The sequence below is a fragment of the Nocardia sp. NRRL WC-3656 genome (assembly GCF_000720265.1).
GTDB lineage: Bacteria > Actinomycetota > Actinomycetes > Mycobacteriales > Mycobacteriaceae > Nocardia > Nocardia nova.
Map to the genome: position 1 here is coordinate 19856 of NZ_JOJF01000011.1, position 14060 is coordinate 33915.

Genomic DNA, 14060 nt, shown 5'->3' on the forward strand with positions numbered 1-14060 from the left:
CATCCCCTCTACACCGCCGCGCCGCCATGCCCGCGACGATGACGGAGGCGGCCGTCGATCGCGCGCGAGCGCTCGGCTACCGCCGGGACCTGGACGGATTGCGCGGACTGGCCATCGCGCTGGTGGTGGTGTTCCACATCTGGTTCGGCCGGGTGTCGGGCGGGGTGGACATCTTCCTGGTGCTGTCGGGCTATTTCTTCACCGGCTCGCTGCTGCGCCGGGCCGAGTCGAGCGGTGAGGTCGGTATCGGCGTCACTCTGCGGCGCACCGCCCGCCGGCTGTTGCCCGCGCTCGTGGTGGTGCTCGGCGCCGTCGTGGTCGCGACCGTCACGCTGCGGCCGTACACGCAGTGGGGTGATCTGGCCGGCCAGACCCTGGCCTCGCTGCTGTACTACCAGAACTGGCGGCTGGCGACGACCTGGTCGGACTATCTGGCCGCCGATCCGTCGGTGAGCCCCCTGCAACACCTGTGGTCGATGTCGGTGCAGGGGCAGTATTACCTCGCGGCCCTGCTCGTGGTGGCCGCCACGGTATGGGTGTGCCGGCGACTCGGGCGCGAGCGCGCGATGCGCCCGGCGCTGGCCGCGGTGATCGTGGTCGCCGCGCTCGCCTCGTTCCTGTACGCCGCGCAGGGTTCGGCGACCCATCAGGGCTGGAACTACTACGACAGCGCCGCGCGGGCGTGGGAACTACTGGTCGGCGCCGGATTGGCACTGGCCGCCGCCTCGCTGCGCGTGCCGCGGGTGCTGCGCGCGGTGCTGGCGGCCGCGGGCCTGCTGGTCGTCGCGGTGGGCGGCTGGATCACCGACGGGGCGAATCAGTTCCCCGGCCCGCCGGCGCTGCTACCGGTCGGTGCGGCCGTGGCGCTGATCCTCGCCGGCGCCGGGGTGGCCGCCGAGGAACAGCCGCGGCTGACCCGGCTGCTGGCCTCGCCTCCCCTGGTCCGGCTCGGCGACCTGGCCTATTCGCTGTATCTGTGGCATTGGCCGTTGCTGATCTTCCTGCTCGCCGAACGCGGCGGCTCCCGCGCCGGGGTCGCCGGCGGCGCGGCGGTGATCGCGGTGTCCTTGGGGCTGGCCTACCTCACCCATCGCTATATCGAGCAGCCGCTGCGCCTGCGCGCCCGGCAGGAGACCGCCGCGCCGGCGTTCGGCCCCCGGTATCGCCGCACCGCCGGAGTCGCCCTGTCGGTGACGGCGGCGGTGGTCGCCTCCGCGGCGGTCACCTGGAGCGCGGTCGTGCAGACTCATCCGCCGCGGGCGGTGGGCGCCCTCGACCCGGTGCAGTATCCCGGCGCCGAGGCACTGGTCGGCGGCGCGTCGGTACCGCAGGCGCGCATGCGGCCGACGCTGTACGAGGCGCCGGCGGAACTACCCCGCCCGACCGTCGACGGATGTATCGCCGACTGGGATCACCGCGAGGTCGTCAGCTGCACCTACGGGCCGGCCGATGCCCAGCACACGCTGGCCGTGGTCGGCAACTCCCACGCCGAGCACTGGATGCCGGCGCTGCAGCAGCTGGCCGAGCAACACCATTTCAAGATCCTGGTGCATCTGAAGATGGGCTGTCCGCTCACTCTCGATCAGAACGCCATGTACAAGGGCGAACCGAATCCGGACTGCCGCGACTGGTCGCACGAGGTGATCGACCTGCTGGGCAACGAGCGGCCCGAGTGGGTGTTCACCACCGGCACCCGGCCGGTCGACGCGGGCGGCGACGAAACCCCGCCCGACTACCAGGACGTATGGAAGGCGTTGTCCGACAAGGGCATCCGGGTGATCGCGATCCGCGACACCCCGTGGCTGCGTCTCGACGGTGTGCGCTATCGCGCCATCGACTGTCTCGCCCGCCACGGCGATCGGATCAGCTGCGGTATGCACCGCGCCGATGCGCTCTCACCGGTCAACCCGGCCCTCGACGCGGCCGCCGCCTTCCCGAACGTCTTCCCCATCGACCTCACCGACGCCGTCTGCGAACGCGACGTCTGCCCGGTGGAGATCGGCAATATCCTCGTCTACCACGACGAACACCACTTCACCGCGAGCTTCGCGCGGTCGCTGGCCCCCGAACTCGGCCGGCAGCTCAGCCCCCTGCTGGGTTGGTGGTGAACAGCGAGGCCAGCGGTGGACGCTCGGCCGACGACACCGGACTCGTCACCCGCCGCCACCCCGCCGCCTCGGGCCGGAACTGAGTCAGCCCCACCCCCGAATCGGGAATGTCGAGGCGCGCGAGCAGGGTCGCGATGATCTGACGGCTCATTACGGCCAGTTCGTGGGTCGGCCGATTGCGATGAATCCGGATCCCCAGATCGACCTCGTCGATCGCCGCGCGACCGTAGCGGTGCAGGGTGTCGAGCAGGATGCCGATCTCGACGCCGTAACCGGGCGCGAACGGAACCGCGGTGAGCAGTGTGCGGGTGGCGGCGTATTCACCGCCGAGCGGCTGCCGCACATCGGCCACCTCGGGAGCGAGCGCGGTCAGCAACGGCCGGGCCACCAGCTGGGTCACCCGCCCGCCGCCGTCGGTGTCGCCGTGCGGATCGTCGCCGAGCGGCCGGCGATAGAACCCTTTCACCAGCTGAATGCCCGGATCCCGCAGCAACGGCGCCACCAGCGCGGGCACGAAGCCCGGGTCGGGATCGTGCAGGTCGGAATCGATGAATACGACGATATCGCCGGTCGTCACCGCCAGTGACCGCCACAGCACCTCCCCCTTGCCGGCCCGCACCGGCACTCCCGGCAGTGCCTCCTCGCGGGTGTACACCGCACTCGCACCCGCGGCGCGGGCGCGGGCGATGGTGTCGTCGGTCGAGCCGGAGTCCACGACGACCAGTTCGTCGACGAGTCCGCCGATCAGATGCCGGATCGAACCGATCACTCCCGTGATGGTGGCGCGCTCGTTCAGGGCCGGGATCACGACCGACACGGTCCGGTCGCCTTTGGCCCGGATCAGGTCGTCCACGCCGACATCGTGTGCGGGAGAAGCGGTTCCGGCGGCGGGTGCGGCATAGGTCATCGATATCTCCTCAGATACCCGGGTCCAGAATGTCGGTCGTCAGCTCCGGCCACAGCCGCGCCCAGGCGTCGCGCGGCCCGGCGCACCGCCAGATGGTCACATGGGCGTCGATACCGGGGAACCCGCGCGGATCGTCGAGGCGCACAAGTGGCTCGACGGTAAAAAACGTTCGGCGCAAACGCATTTCGGCGGTGTCGGTATCGACGTAGATGATCGTGGTGGTGCCGGGTGGCGGGCGGCCGAACTCCGCGAAACCGCGATCGGGACTGTAGACCGGCGGCAGTCCGGGCGGCCCGAAACGATCCAGCGCCGCGGCCTGCCAATAGGTCCGGGTCAGTATCGCGGTCCGGGCGTGATCCGGACCGGCTCGTTCGACGGCCAGCGCCGCGCCGGCGACGAGGGTGTCCCAGCCCGTAGTCCCCGAAACCCGCATGCGCGTGGATAATTCGGCGCGCGTGGTCACCGGTCGCGGCGGGCTGCCGGACGGCAACAGCAGCACCACCGCGAGCGCGATGACGATCGACACCGTCGCGGCGGTGAACGCGGTGGCTCGCGACCATCGCACCGGAAACCGCTCGGCCAGCACACAGGCGCCCGCCGCGAACAGCATCGGCAGCAGCCCGGCGACGTAGTAGGGGCGCCCGCCGGTGACGGCCACGAACAGCACCACGACGCAGGTGGCAACCGCCAGGAAGTGGTGGTCACGCAACCGGCGAGTCGCGAAACCGTAAGCGGCACATCCGATCAGCACCACACCCAGCAATCCGACCATGGTCACCAGCTGCACCGGCAATCCGGCCGTGCCGCCCGTCGCGGCACGCTGCTCGTCGCGGATCACCGCCCCCATGGCCAGCTGCGGCCAGCCGTGGCGCTCTTGCCACAGCAGCGCGGGCGCCGCCGACACGGCCGCGATGGCGGCGGCGGCCCACAGCGCGGGCCGGCGCACGAGCTCACGCGGTCCGCAGCAGGCGATGCCGAGGGCGAGGGCGGCCACGACGACGGGCAACAGCAGTTTCACCTGCAGATCGATCGCCGCGACCACTCCCGCGATCAGCAGCAACCGGTCCGCTCGGGTCCGCATCCAGCGCGCCGACAGCCAGGTGAGAACGGCGACGGCCGTACTGTCGAGAGCGAATGTCGACAGCGACGCGGTCTGAGTGACCACATATGGGCAGCAGGCATACCCGATCGCGGCGAGAATCCGCGCGGCGCGGCCGCCGCCGAACTCCCGCGCCAGCGCCGCGGTGACGACGATCGCCGCCACCCCGGCCAGAATGGCCGGCAGTCGCAGCACGGTCGGGGAATCGGGCGCGACAGCATGCGCGGCACGGGCGAGCAGCGGAACGAGCGGTCCCTGATCGACGTATCCGGCGGCCGGATGATATCCGGCGGCGACGAAGTACAACTCGTCGCCGAACCAGTCGTACCGCGCGGCCCGGGCCACGAGGATCGCCGCGGTGAGCACCGCGACCACGCCGACCCAGACCGCCGCTCTGTACCGTGAGACCGCCTCCAGCACAGGGCCTTTCAGCGCGCACCTCGCCGGTCGATGGCCCGGCGCGATCCGAGGTGTCACAGTAATGCGGCATCGACCCGTTCGGTGCCGGTCAGAGCGATATCGCGGCACAGTTTCGTCAGCGTGGAAAGGTAGTGCGCCACGGCCTCGTGCGCACGCGGAGTATCCGGGAACACCATGCTCAGCTGCGTGACGTCGGGGAAGCGGTTGATCCACAGGTAGACCTCGCTGGAACTGGCCCGGTTGCCGTACAGTCCGCCGTTGATGCGGTCGAACATCTCCGCGCCCGCCATCCGCCGCACATCCACGTAGGAGACCATCGGCGCGGAGAAGCCGAGCCGGGTGTGGATGCGCGGATCGTCGGCGGCCAGCTCCAGCACCCGGTGCACGCACACCTGTGCCAGCTCCTTGGCCGCATCGGCCTGAGCCTGGGCGCGACCCACCAGCGAGGTGAACGTCTCTTCCGGCCGCACCGCCACCGCGACCGGCACCAGACTGGTGTACCAGCCGATCGCCCCCTGCTCCCCCGGAGTGGAGCGAGTGTTGACCGGCGTGAACACGAAATAATTGTCCCTGCCGGTCAATTCGTATTCGGTGAGCGCGATCGCGGCGAACACGCCACCGAGGAATTTCCCGCCGAAGTCCTGGCACACCTGCTCGAACCGCAGTGCCTCCGCCTCCTCGAACAGCGGCACGGTGATCTGCGCGCCGCGGGTGAATCCGCTCGCGCCCGGCGCCACGCCGAGGTCCATCGGGAACGACGGCACCGCGCCGCCGTGGCGGATCAGCAACTCCAGCCAGCGCTGCACCGGCGCGGATTCGGTGGTGAGCTCGGCGTTGTAGCTCAGTTCCCGCGCACAGTAGGCGAGGTGCCCGTCGACCGGTGCGATGGGCACCTGTCCGCCGGACAGTTCGTTGCCGTAGAGCAGCAGCAGATCCACGCACGACAGCGCCTGCCCCACACCGTCGGTGTGCAGGTGGTCCACGGCCGCGTAGACGGTGAACGAGTCGCCCCGGTCGATCACACCGAAACCGAAACAGTCCCAATCGAATACGTCGCGCGCGTGGCGCTGCACATGGTCGCGGACGGCGTCGCTGTCGGTGATCTCGCCGTAGTCGCGCGGCTCGAAGTCGATATCGGCCGGGTCGGCGACGTGGCGCGCGATCCGCTCACCGGGTTCACAGGAGAACCAGCTCCAGAACGTGTCGTGGCGGCGGGCGAACGCGGTGATCGTGCGGGTCATGGCGTCGCGGTCCAGCGGGCTGGGAAAGTCGAAGGCGATCATGCACAGCCGGGACGCGCGAGATCCGCTGTCGCGCTGCCGATATGCCGCGCGCAGATATTCGCGCTGCTGGTACGACGGGCCGACCGGGTGCTCCGGGGCGGCCAGGACCGCCGCACGCGACTGCGACGTGGGTGCCCAGGCGATCAGTCTGCCGGGCTGCGGATGCCAATCGTCGAAGAAACCGAAACCGACCATGGAAACCCTCGTTTCGTCCAGATGTGACGACGCGCCGGCGCCGGCCGCGCCGCCGAATCACGCGGACCGAGTCAACGGCACCCGCGCCGATCCGCCAACCGTCGCCGTGGAAGTTTGTGACCTTCCCCAGATCCGGTCGAGTCCGATAGGCCGTCGGTCCCAACAGTCGGCGCGACACCTTGCGACCGCGACCTTCGCGGGCCTACCTTGACCGCCGTCCAGTCCCGCCGGAACGAGAGAGGTAGGCGGATGATTCGCCGCTCACTGCCCACCGCCCTGCTGGCGTCGATGCTGACCGCGGCGCTGTGCGCGGCACCCGCGGCGGCCGACGATCCACCGCCCGCCCCGGTGAGCATCGCCGCGCTCACCGCCGCCGCCGAGCCAGCCGCCGACGGCGCCCACCTGCTCGGGGTCGAGCAGGAAGCCGACGGCATGCTGAATCTGCGGGTGCACTCCGCGGCGATGAACCGCGAGATCGAGGTGAAAGTCCTTCGGGCGCCGGACGGTTCGGCTCCCGCGCCGGTGTTGTATCTGCTCAACGGCGCCAGCGGCGGTTCGGAGGCCAGCAGCTGGCCCGAGCAGACCGATATCGTCGATTTCTTCCGCGGCAAACAGGTCACGGTCGTGACGCCGATGGGAGGCAACGGCAGCTATTTCGCCGATTGGCGCGCCGACGATCCCGTACTCGGCCGGCAGAAGTGGTCGAGTTTCCTCACCGCGGAGCTGCCGCCGATCATCGATTCGGCCTTCCACGGCTCCGGCGCGAATGCGGTGGCCGGTATCTCCATGGCCGGCACCTCGGTATTCCAGCTGGCCCTGGCCGCGCCGCAGTTGTATCGGGCGGTCGGCTCCTACAGTGGCTGCGCGCGCACCAGTGATCCGCTGGGCCAGGCGTTCGTCGACGGTGTGGTGCTGCGCTGGCGCGGTGATCCGCTGAATCTGTGGGGTGCGCCGAACGATCCGCTGTGGGCGGCCCACGATCCGTACGTGAACGCGGACCGGCTGCGCGGGCTGGCGATCTACGTCTCGACCGGCAACGGAATTCCCGGCCCCTTGGACAATCCGGACGGGCCCGGAATTCACGGCAACACCCGCAAACTCATCGAGCAGCTCGTCTACGGCGGGGTGCTCGAGGCCGCCACCCACAACTGCGCGATCGCGCTGCGGGACCGGCTGACGCAGTTGAACATTCCCGCGACCTTCGACCTGCGCGCGAACGGCACCCACTCCTGGGGGTACTGGCAGGACGATCTACACCGCTCCTGGCCCCTGTTCGAGCAGGCTCTGAACCGCTAGCCCGCCGCCGCGATTCTCCTTGCGGCGGAGACGGTTTCGCGCACGTACTCGGCGCGCTCGGCCGCACCGACGGCGGCACTGAGCGGGCGGATCTGGACTTCCATCGCCACCCGGTCGCCGTCGAGGACGGGGACCGTGAGGTAGCTGATCGGCAGTGCGCGATCGCTGTCGAGATCGGCCCGGCTGTGCGCCGCGCCGCCGATCGTGGCCAGCAGTGCCAGAACCCGCTCACGCAACGCCTTGTCCGCGGGACGGTCGGACAGATGGTCGACCACCTCGGCCAGCACCCGCAGCGTCGGCAGGCTGGCCGCGTCCAGGCCCCACGCGCAATATCCCAGTGCGCGAACGGTTTCCAGCACCTGTTCGAATTCGGCCCGGCGCTCGGGTGGCGCCTGCTGCAACCACGCGCGTTGCGCGGGCAGGCCGGCGTGGGCCAGTACGGCCGCGCCCGCCGGGGGGCGCAAGGGAATTCGGGTGCCGGCCTCGATTCCGGCCGGGATCAGACCGGGCCCGCCCGCCACCGCGACGAAGATGACCTCGCTGCCCGCGATGGACGTGAGGGCGGCACCGCAGCCCACGCGTTCGGCCAGCCGGCGCAGCTCCGCCTCGAGGCGGTCGTGATCACGCAGGCGATCCCGCAGCCGCCCGCCCAGCACCAGCAACGCCGGACCGGGCTCGTAGCCGAGATCGGGAAGCCGCCGCACCCAGTCGGCACGGGGTCTCCTAACCTGTCGCGATACGAATAATTGAATCATTCGATACGAATAATCATATCGAGGAGTGCTTGTGCGACGTAAGGGCTTTACCGGGGGCGCGATCACCTCGATCGCGGCCGCCGCGGCGGCGATACTGACCATCGGCGCGGGAACCGCGAACGCCGCGTTCGGCCCACCCCCTCCGGTCGATCCGTATCTCGGGCCGGTCGGCACCGCCACCATGCACGGCGATGCGGAATCCTCCGACAGCACTCCGCTGCCGGGCGTCGGTACCGGCGCGGTGAACGCACAGTTCCGGGAACTGGCCGCCGCGTGCCCGACCATTCTGCAGGGCGCCGACGGCATGCCGCAGGCGTTGTGCACCACCGTCACCGACCGTTCGCCCAAGATATTCCTGCTCGACCCGAACAACGGTCAGCCGCTCACCTCGCTGTCGCTGCCCAAGGGCGGACTGCTCGGCGGGGTCTACGCGTATCTGGACAACGCCGACCACTTGGTGATGGTCGACGGTGACGACAATCTGGTACGGGTCGCGCATACGAAGGAGGGCAACGGCTGGAAGCTGGCAATCGCCTCCTCGACGCCCCTCGGCGCCGCCGTGACCGGCCACTGCGGCGGGAACGGCTGCGACAGCGTCGCCTCGCTGATGCCCGATCGCGACGGCCGGGTGTGGTTCGCCACCGCCAACGGCGCGGTGGGCGCGGTCGACCCGAAAACCGGCTCCGCACAATCGATCACGCTGCCCGGCGAGCACGTCGACAACAGCATCTCGACCGCCCCGGAGGGCACCGCGGTCACCACCGATCACGCCACCTATCTGTTCACCGCGGATGCCTCGGGCGCTCCGCACCAGGTGTGGCGGCAGCCCTACGATCGCGGCCCGGCGCGCAAACCCGGACAGCTCAGCTGGGGCAGCGGGGCCAGTCCGACCTTCTTCGGCCCGCGTGACGGCACCGATTATCTGGCGATCACCGACAATGCGGTGCCGCAGGAGAATCTGCTCGTCTACGACACCCGCACCGGCCGCCAGGTCTGCTCGGTCCCCGCGGTGAACGGCACCGAGAACTCGCCGATCGGCTCGGGTAACAGCGTCTTCGTGGCGAGCACCTACGGCTATCCCTATCCGGCGCTGCCCGACAACGCCGGTCCGAGCGAGCCGGACAAAGCCGATTTCACCGGCGGCATGGTCCGCATCGACGTGAATGCCGACGGTAACGGCTGTACCCGGAAATGGAGTAGCGATGTGAAATCCGCCGCAGTCCCCCGGCTTTCACTGGCGGACGGCAAGATCTACACCGTCGCCCGCAAGAATCAGATCGCCGGCATCGATACCGGCAGCGCCGGAGCGGTGATCGACACCTATCACCTCGTGGTGATCGACGCGGAAAGCGGCGCGGAGAATTCCAGCCGGTTGATCGGCACCAGCACCGTGCACGACACCCTGCAGATGGTCGGCACGATCGCGCCGGGACGCGTGCAATACCAGGGCACCACGACCGGACTGTTCCGGATCACACCGAGCTGAACGGGAATTCGACCGCGCCAGGGGCGAGACCGCTACCGGTCCCGCCCCTGCGTTCTTTCGGATCGCTCGAAGATTGCTACTGTGGTTGTCATGTACGCGCGAGCGTCTACTAAATGCGTACGTACATAGTCGAATAGTCGCAGCGATGTCCGGAACCCGCTCGGCCCATTGGCTTCTCACGTTAAATGCTTATTACGCAGCTGTATCTGCTTGGTTAGCAACATTTCTCAACCGTAAACGTTTCTGCGTCGCACCTTTACGCCGGGTTGGCACTCGTTAATCTCAGTTCGCGCGATCCGGATAATCCGGATTTCGCACCGGCAGCGGATAATTCGGCAATTCTCCCCCTGGAATTCCCGATCGCTCGCCGCCTTATCCGATCGACCACGATGAGGATCCGATGAACAAGACCACCCGTTTGGTCTCCGGCGCGACCATAGCTTTGATGGTGACCGGTGCCGTAGCCACCACCGCCACCACTGCCAACGCCGCCACCGGCACGCCCGCGGCCCCCGCCGCCGGCGCACCGATCGCCGCCGACCCGTTCACACTGACCACCGACATCCTTCCGGGCGTGCGCTACACCAGCAACACGCAGGACGGCTCGGTCAGCATTCAGACCGGACTGGGCTCACTCACCACGGTGGGCACCCAGTTCCAGGTCAAGGACGGCAACGGCGCCCTGGTCGCCGGTACCGCCCTGGCCACCTCGCCCAAGGCCGAACAGGCCGCCACCGCACCCGCCTCGCTGCCGGAGACCCAGCAGGCGGCCGCCGAGCAGCCGGCGCCCCAGTCGGCCGCCGTCGAACAACCGGTCACCTCCGCCCAGCCGATCTACACCCAGGACGAGTTCAACTCCGCCCTGAGCGTGGCCGCCACCCAGTTCGGGCTGGCGACCGGTATCGGCAGCCTCGCCGGCGGCGCGGTGGGCGGCATCACCGGCTGCGTGCTCGGCGCGACGATCGGCTTCGCCCTGGTGCCGGAGTTCTTCCTCGGCAGCGGCGCGGCCGGCTGCCTGGTCGGCGCCGGACTCGGTGCCACCGTGGGTCCGCTGATCGGCGCCGCCATCCTCGGCGTGCCGGTCGGTATCGCGAGCGCGGTGCAGATGTACAACACCCTCAACGCACCTGCTCCGGCCGCCTCCTGAGTCGGCTCTCCCACCCTGTGGCCCCGTCGTTCCGGCGGGGCCACAGCCGTTCCCGAGGGCCGGGAATGGGTACTATCCCGGTACGTAGTCGATGGTGGAGAGGTGCGATGGCACATCGTTTCGGGGATCTGGAGGCGGTGGTGATGGACCGCATCTGGTCCGCTCCCGACACCATCACCGTGCGGACCGTGTTCGAGGACCTGCTGCGCAGCCGGGAAATCGCCTACACCACGGTCATGACCACCATGGACAATCTGCACCGCAAGGGCTGGCTGGAACGCGAACGCGACGGCAAGGCCTATCGCTATCGAGCGCGCCTGAGCCGCGAACAGTACAGCGCCCAGCTGATGCGCGAGGCGCTCGGCGGCGGCCGCTCCGATCTGGTGCTCGCCCATTTCGTCGAGCAGATCTCCGACGACGACACCGCCGCGCTGCGCAAGGTGCTGCGCCGCGCGAAAACCCGCAATGCCCACACCGAGCAGCCGGGTACCGAGGTCGCCGAGTGACCCTCGCGCTGTGCCTGCTGGGTTATTCGGCACTGGTCTGCGTTCTCGGCCCGCCGATCCTGACCCGGCTCACCGCGCACGGCAGCGTCCCCGCCCTCGGAGTGCTGGCCTGGCTCACCGCGATCGCCGCCGTCCTCGGCGTGTGGGCGGCCGCCGCAGTGGCCCTGACCGTGCAGGTCGCCCACACCTGGGATCTGCCGATGGCCCACCTGTTCGACGACTGCTGGGTCGCCATACACGCCACCGCCGACGGCAGCCACGGTCCGATCGCGCAGTTCGCCGCGCTGATCTCGGCCCTCACGCTGATCGGATTCGTCGTGGTGCGCGGCGTGCGGGTGATCGGTGCGGTGGTGCGCGCGGGACGCAGCAGCGCCCGGCACGCCCGCTCGGCCTCGCTGGTCGGGCGGCGACTCGACGACGCCGGCGCGGCCGCGGCGGTGGTCATCGATGCGCCGCAGCGGGCGGCCTACTGTGTCGCGGGGCGACCCGGGACAGTGGTGGTGACCAGCGCCGCGGTGGCCGCGCTGGATCGGCCGCAGCTGGCTGCGGTACTCGCCCACGAGGACGCGCATCTGGCCGGGCGCCACCATCTGATCCGGGCGTCGACCCGCGCGCTGACCACCACCCTGCCGCGCATTCCTTTGTTCGCCGCCGCCGACGACCGCATCGCCCAGCTGCTGGAAATGTGCGCCGACGACCGCGCGGCCGGTCGCCACAGCCGCACAGCCGTTCTCACCGCACTGCTCACGCTGTCCGGAGCCACCGGGGACGCCGAGATCGGCGCGCTCCTCCCGGATACGGCGCTGGGCACGAGCACACTCGCCGTCGCCGACCGGGTGCATCGGCTGGTGCGCTCCGAGTCGCGTACGAGGCGCGCCCGCCGCGGAATTCCGCTCGCGCTGTTCGCAACAGCGGTCGCCGTGGTGCCGGCCTCCGGATATCTGCTGGTGCATTTCGGGATGGCAGGCTGTCTGCCCTTCGTCCACTGACACGGAGCGGGGACCAGCCCATTCGAAACCGGTCCCCGCGCAGGGTCGTTCAGTTGTAAACGGCGCCGAACGACGGGACGGAGATGGTGGCCAGCTGGTACTGGAAACCGTCGGGGTTGGCGTCGGAAACCGGAACCGGCCACCGGTGCCACAGCGTCCCGTACACCGCGGCCACCACCATCCCCGACCCCGGATCGAAGACAGGGGTGCGGATGGTGGTGTCCACCGGCACGTCGTTGTGTTCGATCAGCGTTTGGGTGCCGCTGCGCCCGTTCGACAGGTTGTACCAGACGACCTGCAGATTCGCCCCGCCCTGATTCGGGGCGATGGTGCCCGGCCCGCCGAAGAAGCCGAGGCGGAAACCGTCGTAGTTCAACGCGATTCCCGACCCGTAGACGCCCGGGCCGGTGCCGCGCCCGATGTCGGATTGGGCGGGAATCTGGAACGGCTGGGCGGGCAGCGCCGCCTGCTCGACGGTCGGTCCCGCGGCGAGCAGCCGATCGATCGCCTGTTCGGCCGCCGGATTCCCGGCCGCCGCCGCGCGCAGATGGGCGGTCGCCGCGGACCAGTCCACGGCAGCCGGTTCCGCCGCGACGGGACCGGCGAACACCGCGGCCGCCGCCGCTGCTGCCGCCGCTGCCGCGGTGAGACGATGGGTGACACTCAGTCGACGCATAACCAGTTCTCCTCGAATATTCCGGTACAGCTTGCTGAGAAATTGCGATATATCCTGTCACCGTAGCTTTTTCATCCCCGAGTGCGCAGGTGCGGCGCGCTGCAATCGGGCGGCGAGTTCGCGGACGTGGTCGGCGACCTCGGGCGGCGAGTCGATACGGAAGTCGCAACCGAGCCGCAGCAGCCGGAAGACCAGCCACTGCATCGTGTCGGCCTCGGTGCGCAGCCGGCAGGTGTGGTCGTCGACGTCCTCGACCTCGCCGAGCGCAGCCGCGGACGCGCGGATATCGTCCGCCGGGGCGAACACGGTGACCTCCGCGCGGTACACCGGTGTGAGCGAATACAACGAATCGCGCACATAGGTGGCCGCATCCTCGGCGGGCAATTGCCGTGCCTCGGTGCGCAAGCCGATCGGCTGCGGATTCTCGATCCGGTCGATCCGGAAGATCCGCCAATCGTCGCGCTCGCGATCGAAGGCGACCAGATACCAGCGCTGTCCCGCAGCCACCAAACGATGCGGGTCGACCAGTCGCCGGGTCCGCGCACCGGCGCTCGAGCGGTAGCCGAACCGCAGTTGCTCCCGCCCGCCGATCGCGGCCGCCAGCACCGTCAGTATCCCGGTGTCGACCGGCGAATCCGATGCTGGGGCAAGGGTTTCGGTGGCGGCGCTCACCGAGCGCACCCGGCTCCGCAGCCGGGTCGGCAACACCTGCTCGAGTTTGGCGAGCGCTCGCACCGCCGCCTCGTCCGCACCGGGCAGCGCATGCGCGGCGACGGTCCGCAGCCCGATCGCGGTCGACACCGCCTCGTGGTCGTCGAGCAGCAGCGGCGGCATCGCCGTCCCCGCGGCCAGCCGATATCCGCCGTATACCCCCATCGTCGCCTGAACCGGATAGTCGAGTTCGCGCAGCCGATCGATATCGCGGCGCACGGTCCGGGGACTGACACCCAGCCGCTGCGCCAGCTCGCTGCCCGACCACTCGCGCGGTGTCTGCAGTAGCGACAGCAGGGTGAGCAGGCGCTGCGTCGTATCGGTCACCACGTCATTCTGACCCGGAACTAGGACAGTTTCCGACCGTTATGCGCGACGCTCGCCGAGCGCGTGATCCGCCACGTCGCCGGTTCAGCGCTGGGGACAGCGACCGGTCTGCGGCAGAATGCCTGTGCCGCAACCTGATCGGCAGGTCGTGACAC

12 protein-coding genes are annotated in these 14060 nt (G+C 69.6%); 6 read left to right on the top strand and 6 right to left on the bottom strand.

The genetic code is table 11. From position 1 onward, the window contains the following. Positions 1-38 precede the first annotated feature (38 nt). A complete protein-coding gene (locus IG65_RS0116385) occupies positions 39-2108 on the top strand; it encodes an acyltransferase family protein (RefSeq protein WP_231509242.1) in 2070 nt (689 codons plus the stop codon). Here IG65_RS0116385 and IG65_RS0116390 read toward each other — a convergent pair. Genes IG65_RS0116390 through IG65_RS0116400 form a run of 3 tightly spaced genes read right to left on the bottom strand, consistent with a single transcriptional unit; the run spans position 2083 to position 6012 of the window. After that, complete coding sequence (locus tag IG65_RS0116390; protein ID WP_051756219.1) at positions 2083-3015, bottom strand: glucosyl-3-phosphoglycerate synthase; 933 nt, start codon at positions 3013-3015, stop codon at positions 2083-2085. The two genes, IG65_RS0116385 and IG65_RS0116390, sit on opposite strands and share 26 nt — an antisense overlap. Before the next feature lie 10 nt (positions 3016-3025). Beyond that, complete coding sequence (locus tag IG65_RS0116395; RefSeq protein WP_030515792.1) at positions 3026-4534, bottom strand: glycosyltransferase family 39 protein; 1509 nt, start codon at positions 4532-4534, stop codon at positions 3026-3028. 53 nt (positions 4535-4587) lie between these two features. Further along, on the bottom strand, positions 4588-6012 hold the full coding sequence (locus IG65_RS0116400) for a condensation domain-containing protein (protein WP_030515793.1): 1425 nt from the start codon (positions 6010-6012) through the stop codon (positions 4588-4590). 249 nt (positions 6013-6261) lie between these two features. Between IG65_RS0116400 and IG65_RS0116405 the strand changes: the two genes are divergently transcribed. Next, positions 6262-7308, top strand: a complete 1047-nt coding sequence (locus tag IG65_RS0116405; RefSeq protein WP_030515794.1) for an alpha/beta hydrolase family protein — start codon at positions 6262-6264, stop codon at positions 7306-7308. Here the strand turns inward: IG65_RS0116405 and IG65_RS0116410 are convergent. Continuing rightward, on the bottom strand, positions 7305-8012 hold the full coding sequence (locus tag IG65_RS0116410; RefSeq protein WP_051756221.1) for a hypothetical protein: 708 nt from the start codon (positions 8010-8012) through the stop codon (positions 7305-7307). The two genes, IG65_RS0116405 and IG65_RS0116410, sit on opposite strands and share 4 nt — an antisense overlap. 82 nt (positions 8013-8094) lie before the next feature. Here IG65_RS0116410 and IG65_RS0116415 point away from each other — a divergent pair, with 82 nt between their 5' ends. The 4 genes from IG65_RS0116415 to IG65_RS0116430 all read left to right on the top strand — a co-directional run bounded on the left by IG65_RS0116415 (position 8095) and on the right by IG65_RS0116430 (position 12191). After that, positions 8095-9549, top strand: coding sequence for a hypothetical protein (locus IG65_RS0116415; protein ID WP_051756226.1), 1455 nt, complete (start codon positions 8095-8097; stop codon positions 9547-9549). Positions 9550-9949: 400 nt separating this feature from the next. Continuing rightward, a complete protein-coding gene (locus IG65_RS0116420) occupies positions 9950-10696 on the top strand; it encodes a hypothetical protein (RefSeq protein ID WP_030515797.1) in 747 nt (248 codons plus the stop codon). Positions 10697-10803: 107 nt separating this feature from the next. After that, entirely contained in the window at positions 10804-11202 is a 399-nt protein-coding gene (locus IG65_RS0116425) for a BlaI/MecI/CopY family transcriptional regulator (protein WP_030515798.1), read from the top strand. Next, on the top strand, positions 11199-12191 hold the full coding sequence (locus tag IG65_RS0116430) for a M56 family metallopeptidase (RefSeq protein WP_051756228.1): 993 nt from the start codon (positions 11199-11201) through the stop codon (positions 12189-12191). The genes IG65_RS0116425 and IG65_RS0116430 overlap by 4 nt, the downstream gene beginning before the upstream one ends. Positions 12192-12240: 49 nt before the next feature. On the opposite strand, the gene IG65_RS0116435 is transcribed toward IG65_RS0116430, so the two are convergent. Both IG65_RS0116435 and IG65_RS0116440 read right to left on the bottom strand, forming a co-directional pair. Then, positions 12241-12867 (bottom strand): hypothetical protein, encoded by a 627-nt coding sequence (locus IG65_RS0116435; protein ID WP_030515800.1) that lies wholly within the window; start codon positions 12865-12867, stop codon positions 12241-12243. Positions 12868-12924: 57 nt separating this feature from the next. Next, the gene (locus tag IG65_RS0116440; RefSeq protein ID WP_030515801.1) at positions 12925-13905 is read right to left on the bottom strand and encodes a YafY family protein; all 981 of its coding nucleotides are present in this window, start codon (positions 13903-13905) and stop codon (positions 12925-12927) included. Between the last annotated feature and the right edge of the window lie 155 nt (positions 13906-14060).

What these genes read in the sequence shown, in the direction of transcription:
- IG65_RS0116385 (WP_231509242.1), top strand. Translation starts at nt 39, where the DNA reads ATGACGGAGGCGGCCGTCGATCGCGCGCGAGCGCTCGGCTACCGCCGG.
- IG65_RS0116390 (WP_051756219.1), bottom strand. Translation starts at nt 3,015, where the DNA reads ATGACCTATGCCGCACCCGCCGCCGGAACCGCTTCTCCCGCACACGAT.
- IG65_RS0116400 (WP_030515793.1), bottom strand. Translation starts at nt 6,012, where the DNA reads ATGGTCGGTTTCGGTTTCTTCGACGATTGGCATCCGCAGCCCGGCAGA.
- IG65_RS0116405 (WP_030515794.1), top strand. Translation starts at nt 6,262, where the DNA reads ATGATTCGCCGCTCACTGCCCACCGCCCTGCTGGCGTCGATGCTGACC.
- IG65_RS0116420 (WP_030515797.1), top strand. Translation starts at nt 9,950, where the DNA reads ATGAACAAGACCACCCGTTTGGTCTCCGGCGCGACCATAGCTTTGATG.
- IG65_RS0116425 (WP_030515798.1), top strand. Translation starts at nt 10,804, where the DNA reads ATGGCACATCGTTTCGGGGATCTGGAGGCGGTGGTGATGGACCGCATC.
- IG65_RS0116435 (WP_030515800.1), bottom strand. Translation starts at nt 12,867, where the DNA reads ATGCGTCGACTGAGTGTCACCCATCGTCTCACCGCGGCAGCGGCGGCA.